Origin of the sequence: Spirabiliibacterium pneumoniae (genome assembly GCF_014884995.1) — a bacterium.
Classification (GTDB): Bacteria; Pseudomonadota; Gammaproteobacteria; order Enterobacterales; family Pasteurellaceae; genus Spirabiliibacterium; species Spirabiliibacterium pneumoniae.
Window position 1 is genome coordinate 1 of record NZ_JABMII010000019.1, and the last position, 17,065, is coordinate 17,065.

Genomic DNA, 17,065 nt, shown 5'->3' on the forward strand with positions numbered 1-17,065 from the left:
TCTTTGTCTTTCTTCTCTTTCCCGTTCATGATTCTTTGTATAGTGTAAATCGTATACTCTTCTCTTTTCTGGAGATGATAGAACCTCATATGCCTCATTAATGTCTTTCATAATTATCTCATCACCTCTTCTATCTGGATGATATTTAAGGCATAATTTTTTATAGCTCTTCTTTATTTCTAACTTTGAGGCTGAACACTCAACTTTCAGTATACTATAATAATCTTTTTTAAAATCCATTATCTGTTTCTAGTAATAGAAAAATGTAGATATTATACACGGCAAAGGAAAAAGTGCATACTACCTAAAAAATGCACAATGTGCTCAGATTTTTTATTTACATTATATTTTCATTATGTCAGAATGAAAGGAATTTTATGAGCATCGGAGAGCAAGAGCAATGAGTAAATATATTAAGTGTATATTAGCCTCAATACTAATTGTAATCATTGAATATCCATGTTTTTCAGCAACAACTTATGCCGCCACACCACGAAATTACAATCCAGTAGAAGAATTTAACAGTAATACGTATACTTATAACAATGATGGCGCTGGGAAAGCGCAAGGTATAAAATTTAGCCTTAAAATACCTAAATCATGGGAAGCCAAGGATGGAAATCGTCCTCATGTAGTAAAAAAATTCATTAATAAACAAGGCGATACTTTTGCTGTTTATCTTGTTCTAATTCATAGTATTCCTGATTTAGATGACCCTGATATTAGATTATCGAAGTCTGACATCAAGGAATTTTTGAGCGACGAAAATAATTTAAAAGACTTTGTACCAAATAATGCTCAAATTTTAGGTAGTGGCCCTATAACTCTTGAGACACTAAACGGATTTTGGCTTAAAACAAAAATATACCAAGAAAGATTAGGCTATAAAATAGATATGTACAGTACATCATTTGTGATTCCTTATAAAGGAAAATTAATAATCCTACAAGGTATTATTCCCAATCAAAAACCTGGAAAATCAATTTCCAAAAAAGAAATGGATATATATGAATTAGCTTTTTACTTGATAACAAATAGCTTAGTTTTACCTGAAATCTACAAATAACATTATCGTTGCTTGATGAAATCCCAACTGTAGTCAGTCGGGTATTATCTTTCAAATAAATACGTTAATATATCTCTAATCTTGTATCGATTTACGAAATTGATTTATATGAATATAATCATCTTATAAAATTAAATAGATAATCTGATTGGATAGAGAAAATCAAAATCATTCTAATACAACTATAATGTTGCTTATTGAAATACTAACCTCTAATCCAACCTTGCTCAGAAAAAGCCAAATAGCAACCCTGCCCAATAATGAAATGATCCAGCACCCGCACCTCCACCAGCGCACAGGCACGTTGGATCTTGTCGGTGATCATACGATCCGCCTCACTGGCGCGCGCCACGCCTGAGGGGTGATTATGTGCCAAAATGATCGCGGCCGCATTGAGTGAAAGTGCGGTTTTGACAATTTCTCGCGGGTGGACGGCGGTGCTGTTAATGCTGCCGAGAAACATCTCTTCATGGCGCAATAAGCGGTGCTGATTATCCAAAAACAGCACCACAAACACCTCACGCTGCTTGCCTTCGAGCAGGCTTTGCAAATACGTTCGCGCCAGTTCAGGCGAATTAAAACTCGGCTTCGCCTGCAATTGCTGGGAAAGGTAGCGTTTAGTCATTTCAATGCTGGCTTGCAGCTGCACAAACTGCGTAATACCAAGCCCTTTAACCGCGCAAAACTCGTTTGCATTCGCGCTGAGTAAATAGCGAAGCGAGCCAAAATGCGCCAGCACCTCTTTAGACAGCATCATCACCGAACAGCCTTTGATCCCTGTGCGCAAAAAGATCGCTAGCAGCTCATCATCACTCAATGCCGCCGCACCGCACTTTAATAATTTTTCGCGTGGTAATAATGTTTGCATAATACCTCAATTCGTTGCAAATAACCGCACTTTGTCGCATTTTCACGCCAATTACCAACACGTTAACTGCGCTGCGCGATCTACATCGTAAAAATCATGACATCCTGCGAATTTATGCTGTGTGTTTTCTGCGAAAATGCTACAATGTGCGATCAACTTTTATTTTACGACGGAGAGAACATGAGTCGTCAGAAGAAAACGCGCAAAATCAGCGACATTATGCCTGCGCGCAAAGCCGATAAACCCGCAGGCCTCCCGCGCAAATCCAGCCGCTATGAGCTAGATGCCAAAGCGCGTGAAGAAAAGCGCAAGAAAAAACGTAAAGGGCTACCGTCTGGCAGCCGCCACAGTGTCAGCCAAAGCAATGGCAAACAACAAAGTGCGGTTGTGCGCGATCCACGTGTGGGCAGTCGCAAAAAAATTCCGCTGATGGTCGAATTTGTCAATAAACCTGAAAAAGGTCAACTGATACCGCCTGTGCGAGAAGAAAAACCGACCGCACTTGACCCGATGGCAGAGCTTACCGCACTGGAAAATAACGAATGTTTAAATGTCCTGCTCGATCAACTCGACGCAGGCAAAACATTATCTGCCGCCGATCAAACCTTTGTTGATGAGTGCTTGGCACGCATTGATGAGCTGATGCAAACACTCGGCTTAGCGGAAGAAGACGACGAGGAAGACGATCTGTTAAAACGCTTTTCGCAAGTGGACATCAACCAATTTAGATAGCTATGAGCACCATTCAAATTTTACTTTTTGTGGGGATTGTCATCATTGTAGGGCTGGCAGGCTGGGCAGGCAGCTTGATGCTGGCTGTCAATAAGCAAAAGCAGCGCATCAATGCGGTGAAATTGCGCCAATTTGACTTTGCCAAAGAGAGCATTGAGATCATCGCCAACGCTATGCTGCGTGATGAATGCAATCTATCAGAAGGCGTGTTGCGCATTAATGGGCTGCTGCCAAATATTGGCGGCATGGCGCTACGTGATTACCCTGCGATGCTAGCGCTTTATGACACGGTAAAAGCCATGCCGATTTTAGATGAGCGCCGCGCACTCAAGCGCAATGAACGCATGCGTTATGATTTAACGCGCGAGAGCAAAGAAGCTGAATTACAAGAAGCAATTTTGAGCGAAACGCGCCAATTATTACAAGATTTACAACACAGGAAACCTTATGTCTGAGATCGTTTGGGACCTTGAGCTTATTCAAAAATATAACCAATCAGGCCCGCGCTACACGTCTTACCCGACCGCACTTGAGTTTAATGAACACTACAGCGAGCAGGATTTTCTGCGCGCTACCAAGCGTTATCCAAACCGCCCACTGTCGCTTTATGTACACATTCCATTTTGTCATAAGCTCTGCTATTTTTGCGCCTGTAACAAGGTGATCACCCGTCATCAACACAAGGCGGATATTTATCTTGATTACGTCGAAAAAGAGATTCTCCGCCGCGCACCGCTGTTTAAACAACGCACGGTGACCCAAATTCACTGGGGTGGTGGCACACCGACTTATCTCAGTGAAGCGCAATCCGCGCGCTTGATGGCAATGCTGACTGACAACTTCACAGTGGCCGATGATGCCGAAATTTCCATCGAGATGGACCCGCGCGAGATTGAGCTTTCGATGCTCGATCACCTGCGCAAAATCGGCTTCAATCGCCTGTCGATGGGCATTCAAGATTTCAATAAAGATGTACAAGCGGCGATTAACCGCATTCAAGATGAAGACTTTATCTTCGCCTTGATGCAAAAAGCGCGCCAGCTCGGCTTTCACTCCACCAATATTGATTTGATTTATGGCCTGCCGTTTCAAACGGTGGAGAGTTTTATGCAAACCCTTAAGCGCGTAAGTGAACTCAACCCAGACCGCATGAGCGTGTTTAATTATGCACACCTGCCAGCGCGTTTTGCAGGGCAAGCCAAAATTAAAGAACACGATTTACCACCCGCGAAAAGCAAGCTGACCATTTTACAAAACACGATTGAAACGTTAACAAAGGCGGGCTATCAATTCATTGGTATGGATCACTTCGCCAAACCCGATGATGAACTGGCGATTGCCCAGCGCAACGGCGTGCTACACCGTAATTTTCAAGGCTACACCACTCAAGAAGAGGCGGATTTGCTCGGCCTTGGCGTATCGGCGATTTCCCTGCTCGGCGATCACTACGCACAAAATGAAAAAGTGCTGAAAGAGTACTACGCCGCGGTGGAAGCGCACGGCACAGCGCTTGCGAAGGGCTTTGTGATGAGCGAGGAAGACTGCTTGCGTCGTGATGTGATCAAAGCGCTAATTTGCAACTTCCGCTTGGATTTTGCGCCATTTGAGCAGCAATATGGCATTGATTTCAAACAGCATTTTGCTCAAGATCTTGAGCTGCTCGCACCATTGGTAGCCGATGGTCTGCTAACTCTCAATGATCACAGCATTGAGGTCAGCGCCAAGGGGCGTTTGTTGATTCGTAATATCTGCTTGTGCTTCGATACCTACTCACGCCAACTTGCCAAACGCCAACAATTCTCACGCATTATTTGAGCAAAACCGCACTTTGCATATAAAAGTGCGGTCAATTTTCGATTAATGGCTGCAAGCTCTCGTGCTGGCGCTTAAGATTTTCAATCATCACATCATAATGGCGCACACGAATTAGCGCATGCACAATTAAATAACAAGCCACCACAATCAAAATGATGTTAATCGTGCTGATAAAACTCAGCACCAGCCAAACGTGCTCAATTTCATAATATTTTGAAGTCGCAATCAAGGCACTGAAAATCGCCAGTGGCAGCGCCAGCATGGAAATACCAATGCGCATAGAAGCAAGCACGGTGCGCTTTTCCGCCAGCACGAGTTGCAGCTGATTGATGCCTAAAATATCCATCGTGGTGTTAGGGGTGGGCGTTGTGTTTTGCATAAGTTAACGTAAAAAGTCAAAAATTGTGGTTAACACTGCGTAACGGATGTGGTCACGCTCGAATAGCAATTCATGCTTAGCATGGGCAATTTGTTTGCACTGCGCATTTTTAAACAGTGGCGCACTCTGCGCAATCACCTGATTGCATACAATCGTATCTTTTTGCGCTTGAATAATCAAAACAGGTATTGTGATTTTTCTCGCTGCCGCGGGCAAACGCTGCATAAAATTCAAACATTGATGTACCCAACCAAAAGTTGGCCCGCCGAGTGCTAATTTAGGAAACCGCCGAGAAAGCCGATTAATCCATTTCATACGTGTTTTACACGCACTGAGATCGTTATTGTGAATATCCACAGGGCGATAATCTGTTTTGCCTGGAATGTAACGCCGACCTTGCCCGAGCAGCACCGCCAAATTCACCAGCACCCGATCAAGCACGCCACGTTTGAGCGGCAAGCCAAACAACGGTGCACTGAGCACCAGTTTATCAAAACTGTGGGGGTAGCGCGCCAAATAGTGCGTGGCAATCAAGCCTCCCAGCGAGTGCCCCAACAGCACCCTGCTGTGATAACACGCCAAATCATCAATTTGATGAATCACAGCATCAAGATCATCTAAATAGTAGTGAAAATGATCCACATAGCCCCTTTCTCGCTCACGCAGTAATCGCCCTGAGTACCCCTGCCCACGGTGATCAAACAGCATAACATCAAAGCCTGCGTGATAAAAATCATAGGCCACTTCACTCCATTTCAGCATATTGCCCCCTCGCCCACTGACCAGCACCAACAAACGGCGCTCTGAGGCATGGCGATGACGAAAAAAGCGATAAGCAATCGCGCAGCCTTGCTGACCTTGCAAAAATTGCAGTGGAAAATCGGCGATAAATTTGCTTAAGGTATTTAACACAAAATGGGCAAAGTGCGGTTCTCGTTGCTGCATAATCGTCCTTAGCGTAGATTAGACTGTCATAATGGAATGATTTTGCCTGAAATGCAATGCAAAATGCCCCTTATTGCCTTCAATTCATACATTTTCATAAAATAACACTCATTATTTTGCTAAGCTGCATTAATCATGATGTGGTGTCATGATTTAGGTGCAGAAGTGGAAGAAAAAATTCCATGATGCAAAGCACTACGATTTAGATATGATTGAAACTACTCTCACCTTTGATGTGCAATAAACAAAAGTGCGGTCATCTGACCGCACTTTTTTAGTTAGCCGCGCGCACGCGATAACTCTTCTGCGCTTTATCGACTTTATATAAGTAATTACGGGCTTGCGCCGATGGGTGACGCGTGGTCAATATGCGGTAAACCTGCTCTGGCAGCAAGGAGTTGATGATCCGCACCGCTTCATCTTTGTCTGGCGAGAACACGCGCAACACCGCACCAGCCCCACTATTATAAGCGGAGATGACCGCAAAACGCCGTGAAGTTGGGTCGGTAATATCCGCCAGGTATTTATTTTGCAACAACCACAGATAAGAAGTTCCCGCATCAATATTTCTATGTGGATCAAACAGATATTGACGCGATGGCTGCCCTCGCATGCCTTTCATTCTAAACACATCCGCCCCAGCAGTGTGCGGCACCACTTGCATCAAGCCCATAGCGTTGGCGTAGCTAATCGCATACGGGTTGAAGCTTGATTCGGTTTGCATAATCCCCAAAATCAGGCTTTCATCAATGTTGTAATGGCGCGCCGCTTTGCGCACAAACGGTACATATTTTTGTGCCCGAATGTTGATGTGGTTCGCAATCATCGGGATGGTCACAAATTCCACCAGTTGGCCGTTACTCAATCGACGTGTTTGCAGTTTGTTGGTAAGCAAATAGTTGGCGAAATCATTGGCGCCTGCCACTGTGTTGATGCTGCGCCCTGCTTGGTCTACCACCTGCCCTGAGAGGAACGGGCGCGAGCTGATTGGCACATCGCCGTCGGCAAACAAGTCAATGCCGTTGGCATCAGAGCCCATCAGCAAGGTGTGTACAATGGTTTTTTTCAGGCGGTAAGCATCCATGCCGAGAGTTTCGATCGTGATTTTACCTTCATCAAAACTGATATGGCTGCGAGTATTGTATTGGTCGGTGTATTTCACATAATCTTTACGGCTCGCCACCAACAATTCGTTCACGCCCCATTTGCTGTCGATGTTATGCGAAAACTGCCCCGTTAAAATATCCAAGCCTCGCATGTCTTTGGCGAAAGCATCGTCGTAATCAAAAGGATTATTTTTCTTAGATGTGGAGGAGCCACACGCCACTAAAAAAGGGATAATCAATAACGGCAAATATTTTTTCATGGCACCCTGCCTATTTTTCTGGGGCAACATAGCCTTCGATGTGAACATTTTTCCCTTCAAACAAGAAACCTTTCATTTCGGCTTCAAGCAAAGCACGATGTTCAGGGTTCATCATATTGAGTTTTTTCTCGTTGACCAGCATGGTCTGTTTTTTCATCCATTCACTCCACGCTTGTTTGCTGATGGAGTCAAAAATGCGCTTGCCAAGCTCGCCTGGATAGAGTTGAAAATCAAGCCCTTCGGCCTCTTTTTGCAGATATTCACAAAAAACGGTTCGTGCCATATCGTCATCCTTTTACATCTTACATTATTATCAGACAGTGAAATAGCCATTTTGTTGCATGCGCGTTAGCATCTCAAGCAAGGTTTTCACTGGCGCTGCCAAGCCAATTTTGGCATTTGATTGTAAATTATACCAATAATTCGCCTCGCTCGATACGCCTGTGGCATAATCTGTAGCGATTTCTTGCATACCCTCCGCCAAACGCCCCACTAACGGATGAATATCAAGGTGAAAATGGCTAAACGTGTGGCGAAACATCGGCAATGCTTGCACAGCTTGCGCACCGCACTTTTGCAAAAAGGCAAGTGCGCTGGCTTTATCCTCAAATTGTGGCAAGCAATAAAGCCCGCCCCATAGCCCAGCCGCGGGGCGCTGTTGCAACAACACCGCACTTTGATCAAGCAATAACACAAAATAGCACTGCTTCTCGGGCAACGTTTTTTTCGGCTTTTTGCTAGGGTAATCCTGCCAGTTGTCGTTGGCATTGGCGAGGCACTGCGTGTTCAACGGGCACAGACCGCACTTTGGTTTGCTGCGAGTGCAAACCATTGCGCCGATATCCATCATCGCTTGATTAAATTCCGCGACCTGCTCGGTGGGCGTGACCTGCGCACTCAAGGTCCATAATCTATCACTCACGGTCTTTTCACCTGGCCAGCCTGACACGGCAAACACGCGCGCAAGTACACGTTTGACATTGCCGTCTAAAATAGGGTACGGCGCTTGATGACACGATGATAAAATCGCCCCCGCCGTGCTCTGCCCAATGCCAGGCAAAGCCAGCACCTGCTCAAAATGCGTTGGAAACTCACCTGCAAACTCGTCCCGCACTTTTTGCGCCGCTTTGTGTAAATTGCGCGCACGGGCATAGTAACCCAGCCCCGTCCAAAGATGCAGCACCTCATCCAGTGGTGCATTGGCTAGCGCAGTGATGGTGGGAAAGGTGGCAATAAAACGCTCAAAATACGGGATCACCGTCGCCACTTGGGTTTGTTGTAGCATCACCTCAGAAAGCCACACTTTATACGGCGTTTTGCCCTGCTGCCATGGCAATTGCTTGCGCCCGAAACGCTCATACCATGCCAACACGGCGCTGGCAAAGGGTGCGAATGTGCTTGATTGCGCTTGCATAAGCCCTCGTTGCAGTGAAATAAAACCGCACTTTACCTGATTGCGCATGGAAAATCGAGCCATTCATTCTCTGTTAGACAAAAAATCCAGCAGACATTAATCGTTATATAAAAAAATAAATTACGAATACAAAAAAAAGCTATTTTTATTTTAAAAATGCCTAAAACATCACATTTTTATAAAAAAATTGCATAACAACTGCCGAAATAAATTAACTTTTGATATGAATCAATTCTTCTGTGAGGTGATTCAAGCAAGATAATTTTGACGATGTGAAGGCATCTTCGCGTTATGTTAGTGATAATTAACATAATTACTAAGGAGACAATTATGGGTGGACGAAAAAAATGGACCTTGGCTGGGGTGGGTCTTTTTGCCCTAGGTGCGCTGGTGCTGTGGGGAGCACAGCAGGTGTTTCATCACACCAATAGTACTGAATTTTGTGTCAGCTGTCATTCAATGCACACACCGCAAAAAGAATGGGAAGGCAGCAACCATTTTATGAACAAACGAGGCATTCGTGCCGAGTGTCACGACTGCCACGTGCCGCACAGTGGGCTGGATTATCTGAAAACCAAAATCATGGCAGTGAAAGACGTGTGGGGCGAGCTGACGGGCAAAATCCCTGATGAAGCCACCTACGAAAAACATCGCTTGGAGATGGCGCAATCGGTGTGGAAGACGATGAAAGAACAAGATTCTGCCACTTGTCGCTCGTGCCATAACAGCGAAGCATGGCTGCTGCACGAGCAATCCAAAACCGCACAGAAAATGCACAACGGAATGCGAGAAAGTGGGCAAACCTGTATCGACTGTCACAAAGGCATTGTGCACTTTATGCCTGAGATGGACAGCAATGCCAGCACTCAGGCAGGCATCAGTGGTGGGGACTTTAGTGAGCAAAATAAAACGCTCTACACCACCCAAATTGCCAGCGCCAACGTGGGTGATGGCCAAGTGCGGTTAATGCCGTATGCCCAGGTCAACGACTGGAAACTCAAGGGCGAAAACGTGCAAGGTGTGGTACGCGGCTGGCAACAAGCTGGTGCGGAAAACTTGATTTATCAAGAACTGGGCAAGCGCATTTTGGTCGCTGTGTTAGACGATGATGCGAAAAGTGCGGTCAAAGTGGACAAAACCATACACGATGAGATAACCAACGCAGATTGGAATGAGGTAAGTGTGTCTATGCAAGCACCAAGATCGATGCTCACAGCTAATATCAACGGCTTGAATAGCTATGGCGATAACCTCAACCAAACCCATTGTGGTACCTGCCATGCGGTAATCGGCGCAGATCATTACACGGCTAACCAGTGGATTGGTGTGATCAACTCCATGAAAGACCGCACTTCGATGAACGATGAGCAAGTGCGAGCACTAACCATTTACCTGCAACATCACGCCAAAGACAGCCAAAGCGCTGATAACGAAAAATAAGGGGGCTGTATGAAAAAGATGAATACATCACGCAGAACATTTTTGAAAAAAGGCTCAATTGCTGGCGTCGGGCTGGCGTCATTCGGCTCACTGCCTGCAACCGCGTGGGCTGAGGCAGGCAAAAGTGCGGTCAACACTCGCACAGTGGTGTCCGCCGCGCACTGGGGGCCGCTGGGCATTGTGGTCGAAAATGAAAAAGTGGTGAAATCAGGCCCTGCGATTGAAGCCCCTGTCACTAATGAATTACAGGCTGTCGTGCCTGAGCAAGTACACACAAAAGTACGTGTGAAATACCCGATGGTACGCAAAAGCTATTTAGAAAATCCAGGCAAAAGCGACACTAGCTTACGTGGACGCGATGAATGGGTTCGGGTGTCGTGGGACAAAGCCCTTGAACTGGTGCATAATCAATTGCAAGATGTGCGTAAACGCGAAGGTGCCAGTGGGATTTTTGCGGGATCCTATGGCTGGAAAAGCTCTGGCGCATTGCACAGTTGCCGCACCTTGTTACACCGTTTTATGAATGTGACGGGAGGCTTTGTCGGCCACAAAGGGGACTACTCTACAGGAGCTGCGCAAATCATTATGCCGCATGTGCTCGGTACCATTGAGGTCTATGAGCAACAAACCAGTTGGGAGACTATTTTATCCGACAGCGAAATTGTGGTGTTGTGGTCTGCTAATCCGATGACCACCTTGCGGATTGCGTGGACATCAACCGACCAACAAGGCATTGCTTATTATAAAAAGCTCAAAGAAAGTGGCAAGCGGGTAATTTGCATTGACCCCGTGCGCAGCGAAACCTGCGAATATTTAGGTGCGGAGTGGATTCCACTGCACACGGCAACCGATGTGCCTTTGATGCTTGGCATGGCGCATACATTAATCACTGAAAACAAGCTTGATAAAGACTTTTTGAAGCACTACACCAAAGGCTATGACAAATTTGAGCCGTATGTGCTGGGCAAAGAAGACGGCGTGGTGAAAGATGCTGCATGGGCAAGCAAAATTTGTGGCGTGGAGGCTAACACCATTCGCCAATTGGCGCTTGATTTCGCCAGCCACCGCACAATGCTTATGGCGGGCTGGGGCATGCAGCGCCAACAACATGGCGAGCAAGCCCACTGGATGCTAGTCACACTCGCCTCGATGCTGGGGCAAATTGGGTTGCCTGGCGGCGGCTTTGGTTTGAGTTATCATTACTCCAACGGCGGCGTGCCAACCTCCACAGGGGGCAAAATCAGTGCGATTTCCGCCAACACAGGCAGTGCGCGCAACACCAGTGATATGTCGTGGAAAGCCAAAGTGTCTGGTTTGAGCTTCCCACTGGCACGCATCGCCGATGTATTGCTCAATCCAGGTGAAAAAATTGATTTCAACGGTACAACAGTCACCTACCCTGACATTAAATTTATTTATTGGACGGGGGGCAATCCGTTTGTGCATCATCAAGACACCAATAAATTAATCAAGGCTTGGCAACGGCCAGAGACCATTGTGGTCAATGAAATTTATTGGACACCAACCGCGCGTATGGCTGATATTGTACTGCCTGTGACCACCTCATTTGAGCGCAATGACTTAACGATGAGTGGCGATTATTCTAACTTGAATATCTTCCCAATGAAAAAGGTGGTTGAACCACAATTTGAAGCGCGTAATGACTACGATATATTTGCGCAGCTGGCGAAAATGGCAGGGGTGGAAGAGCAATTCACCGAAGGCAAGTCAGAAATGGATTGGCTAAGAGAATTCTACCAAACAGCATTTGACAGCGCGCGACAAAATCGAGTGGTGATTCCACGTTTTGATGATTTCTGGCGGGAAAATAAACCCCTGACCTTCAAAGCAAAAGACAAGGCTAAACAATGGGTGCGTTATGGCGATTTTAGAAAAGATCCTCTGCTTAATCCGTTAGGTACGCCATCGGGTAAAATTGAAATTTTCTCTGATGTTATCGCTAAAATGAATTATGATGACTGCAAAGGACATCCAACTTGGTTTGTGCCAGATGAATATGCTGGCAATGTCACCGACGAGGCGCCACTAGCACTCATCACGCCGCACCCGTACTATCGCTTACACAGCCAATTATGTTTTTCTGAACACCTGCGTGGGCACTACACGGTACAAGGACGTGAGCCAGTGATCATTCACCCCGATGATGCCAGTGCCCGCAATATTCGCGACGGTGATGTCGTGCGCATATTCAACAAACGTGGGCAAGTGCTGGCGGGGGCTGTGGTGAGTGACGGGGTGATCAAAGGCACCATCTGCTTACATGAAGGTGCATGGCTTGACCTTGGTGAACTCAACGGTGAACCGATTTGTAAGTTTGGCAACCCGAATGTGCTGACGATCGACAAAGGTTCATCCAAACTGGCACAGGCCACGGCACCTAACACTGCCATTGTGCAAGTGGAAAAATTCACTGAGACATTGCCGCCCGTGACAGTGTTTGACGAGCCGCAATATAAAACAGTGTGAAAGCACACTACGCTATATAGCCCAATAAAGTGCGTCGCTTTTGTTGGGCTTTTTTTGTTCTATTCTTGATCAATTATTAATCTTTAAACAATAAAAATGTGCGATCTACTTGTTTCACTTGCCTGCGTTGCTACAATTCGGGTGTTTAAAAATAAAACACTATTTAACCCTCATGATGAAATGATAAATTAAGGATAAACGAAATGACAATTAGTGCTCGTAACCAACTGTCTGCTAAAGTAAAAACAATTAAAGCTGGCGCAGTTAATGATCAAATTGAACTCAGCCTAAATGACAAAGAAACATTAGTCGCAGTGATCACTAGCGAAAGCACCCAAAACCTCAACTTGAGCGAAGGCCGCGATGTGATGGCGGTGTTTAAAGCGCCTTCTGTGATCCTCTCAACAGACGAAAGCCTTGTGTTCTCTGCCCGCAACCAATTGCGCGGTGTGGTTGAAAGTGTCAACCATGGCGCAGTAAACTGTGAAGTGTTAGTAAAAACCCAAGGTGGCGCAAAAATCGTGGCAATCATCACCGAAACCAGCGCGAAAAACATGAACCTTGCCCAAGGCAGCAACGTGCAAGTGTTGGTGAAAGCCTCTCACGTTTTATTGGCTGTAAAAAAATAAAGTTTAACGCAAAAAACAAAAGCCGATCGTTTGATCGGCTTTTTTCTTGTTTATTGCATCACGGCTAGATATGAATTGCCATACAAAAACTCAATACGGTGATGATCGCAACTGAATAGCCAAAGATTTTACGCGCCCATTTTCCTCGCTCTGCAGCACGGTCGGGCACGTTTTGCAACGCCACTTGCAGCCACATGCCACTTAACAGTAAAAGTGCGGTCAGATAGATCCACCCCGTATAACCCAGCAGTGTCAACAGTGACGCAATGGTGGCAAATGCGGCGATGGTGACAATCATATGTACGCGTGTGGTCGTAAAACTCACCCGCAATGGCAGCACAGGGATGTTGGCTTTGAGGTAATCTTTGTCGCGGAAGATCGCAATGGCATACGCATGTGGCAACTGCCAAATAGAGAACATCGCAAACAAAATCCAATAAGCCGCATCGGCTTGATTGGTCACCGCAGCATAGCCAATCACGGGCGGAATAGCGCCTGAAAAGCTGCCAATCAATGTGCCCCAAATGGAGTGACGTTTGAAATACAAGCTATACAAGCCGACATACACGCCGTAGCCAAACAAGGCCGATTTCACCGCCAAATCCCCGCAATACGACAACACCAGCACGCCCGCTGAGAGCAGTGCGATGGAATAGATAAGTGCGGTTTTAACCGCCATGTGGCCGGTGACCAGCACACGGTTGCGCGTACGGCTCATGGTGCCATCAATGTCGCGGTCAATGATATTATTGGCGACACAGCCTGAGGCAATCACGAGCATCGTGCCCAGCAACGCCGAGAGCAAGGTGAGCAAGTGAAATTCATCGCGCGCGGCTAAAAAATAGCCACCGAGCACGGCAATAGCATTGCCACTGACAATCCCTGGCTTGGTAACTTGCACCCACGAGGTTGTCATTAAACGCGATTTTAAACTCATCAACTCACTCATAGCCACTCCAGTTAGCCGTGCATCATGTTGGCGTTGAGGTTATACATCACCCACAATGAGCCGACAATCACAATCGCCACAATCACCAAGGTAAAGCCTAAAGAAAACGCATTCCAGCGTTGTTTTTGGCTGGTGTCGATGTGCAGAAAATAATACACCTGTACAATCACTTGCAACACCGCCATCGCCGCCACCAACAACAGCGCGCTTTGCTGTGCGAGCGTTCCACCCATCACCGCAACAAATGGCACCACAGTCAAAAACACGGAGATGATAAAGCCAATGATGTATTGCTTGCGCGCAGCGCAGGCGTTGAATGGCTGAGAAGAATCATGACTCATTGAATTACCCCCGCAAGATAAACTAAAGAGAACACACAAATCCAGATAATATCTAAGAAGTGCCAGAAAAGACTTAAGCATTTCAAACGCATTACATTTTCACCACTTAGCCCGTCACGACGCAACAAAAAGAGCATGCTAACCAGCCAAATCACACCGAAGGTTACGTGCAACCCATGGGTGCCCACAAGGGTGAAGAATGATGATAAAAACGCGCTCACGGTTGGGTCAACCCCTTGGGCGATAAGGTGATGGAACTCGTAAAGCTCCATCGCCAAAAAGCCTAAACCGAAAAGTGCGGTCACAATCAGCCATTGATATACGCGTTTGAGATCGTGGCTAAACGCGCTGATCATGGCAAAGCCAAACGTAATGGAGCTGATTAACAACAAGAAGGTTTCAACCAACACAAATGGCAGCTCGAAAATCTCTTTCGGTGTTGGGCCTTCTGCCACACCCACGTGTAAAATGGTGTAGGTGGCAAACAGGGATGCAAACAAAATACAGTCGGTCATCAAATAGAGCCAAAATCCAAAAACTTTGGTTTCGCTCATGTCGTGGTGATCCGCGTGGGTTTTGTCACCAAGCTGGTGAAAGCCACCTTGTAACGGTGGTAATTGAACATGTGCCATTATTTCACTCCTGCAATTCGATCATAATGTGCCTCTTCAATGCGTTCGACCTCTTCCGCTGGAATAATATGGTCGTTATCACGCCAGAAGGCATAGCCAATGGTTAAGGCAAACATCGCGATGGTAGCTGCAATCACCATCCACCAAATGTGCCATACGAAGCCAAAGCCAAAGCCGAGGCTCAGCAGCGCCAGTAAAACACCCACAGAGGTGTTGTTTGGCATGTGAATTGGGCTGTAATGGGCAGGCTTGCTGCTTGGTGTCCAGCCGTTGTCTTTCAAATCTGCCAGCGCATCAACATCACGGATAACCGGAATTTGCGCAAAGTTGTAGCTTGGCGGTGGTGAGGCTGTTGCCCACTCCAAGGTGCGGCCATCCCATGGATCGCCGGTGACATCTTGCAATTGATGACGGTTTTTGAAGCTGACATAGAACATAATGAACTGGCAGGCGATGCCGAGCAAAATCAAGAATGCCCCGATGGCAGCAACAATTAGCCACATTTGCCACACTGGGTTGTCGTAGTGGTTAGTGCGGCGAGTCATGCCCAAGAAGCCGAGCACATACAGCGGCATAAACGCCACATAGAAGCCTGTAATCCAGAACCAAAATGCGCGCTTGCCCCATTTTTCATCGAGCTTGAAGCCAAACATTTTCGGCCACCAGAAACTCATGCCCGCAAAGTAACCAAATACTGCGCCACCTAAGATGGTGTTATGGAAGTGGGCAATCAAGAACAAACTGTTATGCAACACAAAGTTGGCACCTGGCACAGAGAGCATCACCCCTGTCATACCACCGATGGCGAAGGTAACCAAAAAGCCCAACGTCCACAGCACAGGCACAGTAAACCGCACTTTACCTTTATACATGGTGAACAACCAGTTGAACACCTTCACCCCAGTTGGAATGGCGATGATCATCGTGGTGATACCAAAGAACGCGTTGACGTTTGCACCCGATCCCATAGTGAAGAAGTGGTGCAACCACACGATAAAACTCAAAATTGCGATAACCATGGTGGCGTAAACCATGCTGGTGTAACCAAACAGGCGCTTTTTCGCAAAAGTAGAGATCACTTCAGAGAAAATACCAAAGGCTGGCAACACGAGGATATACACCTCAGGGTGGCCCCACATCCAAATCAAGTTGATATACATCATCATGTTTCCACCCGCGTCGTTGGTGAAAAAGTGCATATCAAGATAACGGTCAAGGGAGAGCATAAACAGCGTGCCAGTTAAAATCGGGAACGAAGCCACAATCAATAAGCTTGCGCACAGTGATGTCCAAGTAAACACTGGCATACGCATATAGTTCATGCCAGGCGCGCGCATTTTGATGATGGTAACGATAAAGTTAACCCCACTGAGCAAAGTACCCAGCCCCGATATCTGCAGCGCCCAAATATAGTAATCCATCCCCACCGTCGGGCTATACTCCAGCCCCGAGAGTGGCGGATACGCCAACCACCCTGTGGCGGCAAAATCCCCAATGATGAGTGACAAGTTGACCAATACCACACCCACCACATAGAGCCAAAAACTCAATGAGTTCAAGAATGGGAACGCCACATCACGTGCGCCAATTTGCAACGGCAACACCACGTTCATCAAGCCCACCACCAGTGGCATCGCCACAAAGAAGATCATAATCACACCGTGGGCGGTGAACACTTGGTCGTAGTGGTGCGGTGGCAAATACCCCATATCAGGTGCATTAGCTAACATTTGGTGGGTACGCATCATAATCGCATCGGCAAAGCCACGCACCAGCATGACAATAGACACGATAATATACATAATCCCAATTTTTTTGTGATCAACGGTGGTCAACCAATTGCGCCACAAAGGGCCCCATGCTTTGAAGTAGGTAATCCCGCCTAGCACCGCAACACCGCCTAAAATCATAAAGATAAAAGCGCCTAAAATAATCGGCTCGTGCAAAAAGGCTAGGGAATCCCAAGAAAGTTTACCTAATAACATTTCCATCGCAAATTCCT

The 17,065-nt window shown here is 46.5% G+C and carries 18 protein-coding genes; 7 read left to right on the plus strand and 11 right to left on the minus strand.

Annotation, left to right across the window (positions count from 1 at the left end; all coding sequences use genetic code 11):
* The coding region (locus HPC38_RS09830) for a DnaJ domain-containing protein (protein WP_208121103.1) at positions 1-240 on the minus strand (240 nt) is incomplete at its 3' end.
* A 160-nt stretch (positions 241-400) separates the two neighbouring features.
* On the opposite strand from HPC38_RS09830, the gene HPC38_RS09835 reads away from it, so the two are divergent.
* Entirely contained in the window at positions 401-1,066 is a 666-nt protein-coding gene (locus HPC38_RS09835) for a hypothetical protein (protein WP_208121104.1), read from the plus strand.
* 205 nt (positions 1,067-1,271) lie between these two features.
* Here the strand turns inward: HPC38_RS09835 and radC are convergent, their stop codons facing one another.
* Positions 1,272-1,934, minus strand: coding sequence for a RadC family protein (gene radC, locus HPC38_RS09840; RefSeq protein WP_208121105.1), 663 nt, complete (start codon positions 1,932-1,934; stop codon positions 1,272-1,274).
* A gap of 180 nt (positions 1,935-2,114) precedes the next feature.
* On the opposite strand from radC, the gene yihI reads away from it, so the two are divergent.
* The 3 genes from yihI to hemN are packed head-to-tail and all read left to right on the plus strand — an operon-like array spanning position 2,115 to position 4,481.
* Complete coding sequence (gene yihI / locus HPC38_RS09845; RefSeq protein ID WP_208121106.1) at positions 2,115-2,666, plus strand: Der GTPase-activating protein YihI; 552 nt, start codon at positions 2,115-2,117, stop codon at positions 2,664-2,666.
* Between the two features lie 2 nt (positions 2,667-2,668).
* Positions 2,669-3,121, plus strand: a complete 453-nt coding sequence (locus tag HPC38_RS09850) for a DUF2489 domain-containing protein (RefSeq protein ID WP_208121107.1) — start codon at positions 2,669-2,671, stop codon at positions 3,119-3,121.
* Positions 3,114-4,481 (plus strand): oxygen-independent coproporphyrinogen III oxidase, encoded by a 1,368-nt coding sequence (gene hemN / locus HPC38_RS09855; protein ID WP_208121108.1) that lies wholly within the window; start codon positions 3,114-3,116, stop codon positions 4,479-4,481. The genes HPC38_RS09850 and hemN overlap by 8 nt, the downstream gene beginning before the upstream one ends.
* A 31-nt stretch (positions 4,482-4,512) precedes the next feature.
* Here hemN and HPC38_RS09860 read toward each other — a convergent pair whose 3' ends face one another.
* The 5 genes from HPC38_RS09860 to mutY form a co-directional block, all read right to left on the minus strand.
* A complete protein-coding gene (locus HPC38_RS09860; protein WP_208121109.1) occupies positions 4,513-4,860 on the minus strand; it encodes a hypothetical protein in 348 nt (115 codons plus the stop codon).
* Positions 4,861-4,863: 3 nt separating this feature from the next.
* A complete protein-coding gene (locus HPC38_RS09865; protein ID WP_208121110.1) occupies positions 4,864-5,805 on the minus strand; it encodes an alpha/beta fold hydrolase in 942 nt (313 codons plus the stop codon).
* A 274-nt stretch (positions 5,806-6,079) separates the two neighbouring features.
* Positions 6,080-7,171, minus strand: a complete 1,092-nt coding sequence (gene mltC, locus HPC38_RS09870; RefSeq protein ID WP_208121111.1) for a membrane-bound lytic murein transglycosylase MltC — start codon at positions 7,169-7,171, stop codon at positions 6,080-6,082.
* A 10-nt stretch (positions 7,172-7,181) separates the two neighbouring features.
* Positions 7,182-7,454 carry an oxidative damage protection protein gene (locus HPC38_RS09875; protein WP_208121112.1) on the minus strand — a complete coding sequence of 91 codons (273 nt, stop codon included), beginning with the start codon at positions 7,452-7,454 and terminating at the stop codon, positions 7,182-7,184.
* A gap of 30 nt (positions 7,455-7,484) precedes the next feature.
* A complete protein-coding gene (mutY, locus tag HPC38_RS09880; RefSeq protein WP_208121146.1) occupies positions 7,485-8,585 on the minus strand; it encodes an A/G-specific adenine glycosylase in 1,101 nt (366 codons plus the stop codon).
* A gap of 330 nt (positions 8,586-8,915) precedes the next feature.
* Between mutY and HPC38_RS09885 the strand changes: the two genes are divergently transcribed.
* The 3 genes from HPC38_RS09885 (at position 8,916) to HPC38_RS09895 (ending at position 13,141) form a co-directional block, all read left to right on the plus strand.
* Positions 8,916-10,025 carry a NapC/NirT family cytochrome c gene (locus tag HPC38_RS09885; protein WP_208121113.1) on the plus strand — a complete coding sequence of 370 codons (1,110 nt, stop codon included), beginning with the start codon at positions 8,916-8,918 and terminating at the stop codon, positions 10,023-10,025.
* Positions 10,026-10,034: 9 nt separating this feature from the next.
* Positions 10,035-12,512, plus strand: a complete 2,478-nt coding sequence (torA, locus tag HPC38_RS09890) for a trimethylamine-N-oxide reductase TorA (RefSeq protein WP_208121114.1) — start codon at positions 10,035-10,037, stop codon at positions 12,510-12,512.
* 203 nt (positions 12,513-12,715) lie between these two features.
* Positions 12,716-13,141, plus strand: coding sequence for a TOBE domain-containing protein (locus HPC38_RS09895; protein WP_208121115.1), 426 nt, complete (start codon positions 12,716-12,718; stop codon positions 13,139-13,141).
* A gap of 64 nt (positions 13,142-13,205) precedes the next feature.
* Here HPC38_RS09895 and cyoE read toward each other — a convergent pair whose 3' ends face one another.
* The 4 genes from cyoE to cyoB are packed head-to-tail and all read right to left on the minus strand — an operon-like array spanning position 13,206 to position 17,054.
* Positions 13,206-14,090 (minus strand): heme o synthase, encoded by an 885-nt coding sequence (gene cyoE / locus HPC38_RS09900; protein WP_208121116.1) that lies wholly within the window; start codon positions 14,088-14,090, stop codon positions 13,206-13,208.
* A gap of 11 nt (positions 14,091-14,101) precedes the next feature.
* Positions 14,102-14,431 carry a cytochrome o ubiquinol oxidase subunit IV gene (gene cyoD / locus HPC38_RS09905; protein ID WP_208121117.1) on the minus strand — a complete coding sequence of 110 codons (330 nt, stop codon included), beginning with the start codon at positions 14,429-14,431 and terminating at the stop codon, positions 14,102-14,104.
* Positions 14,428-15,063 carry a cytochrome o ubiquinol oxidase subunit III gene (gene cyoC / locus HPC38_RS09910; protein ID WP_208121118.1) on the minus strand — a complete coding sequence of 212 codons (636 nt, stop codon included), beginning with the start codon at positions 15,061-15,063 and terminating at the stop codon, positions 14,428-14,430. The genes cyoD and cyoC overlap by 4 nt, the downstream gene beginning before the upstream one ends.
* A complete protein-coding gene (gene cyoB, locus HPC38_RS09915) occupies positions 15,063-17,054 on the minus strand; it encodes a cytochrome o ubiquinol oxidase subunit I (protein ID WP_208121119.1) in 1,992 nt (663 codons plus the stop codon). The genes cyoC and cyoB overlap by 1 nt, the downstream gene beginning before the upstream one ends.
* Positions 17,055-17,065: the final 11 nt, after the last annotated feature.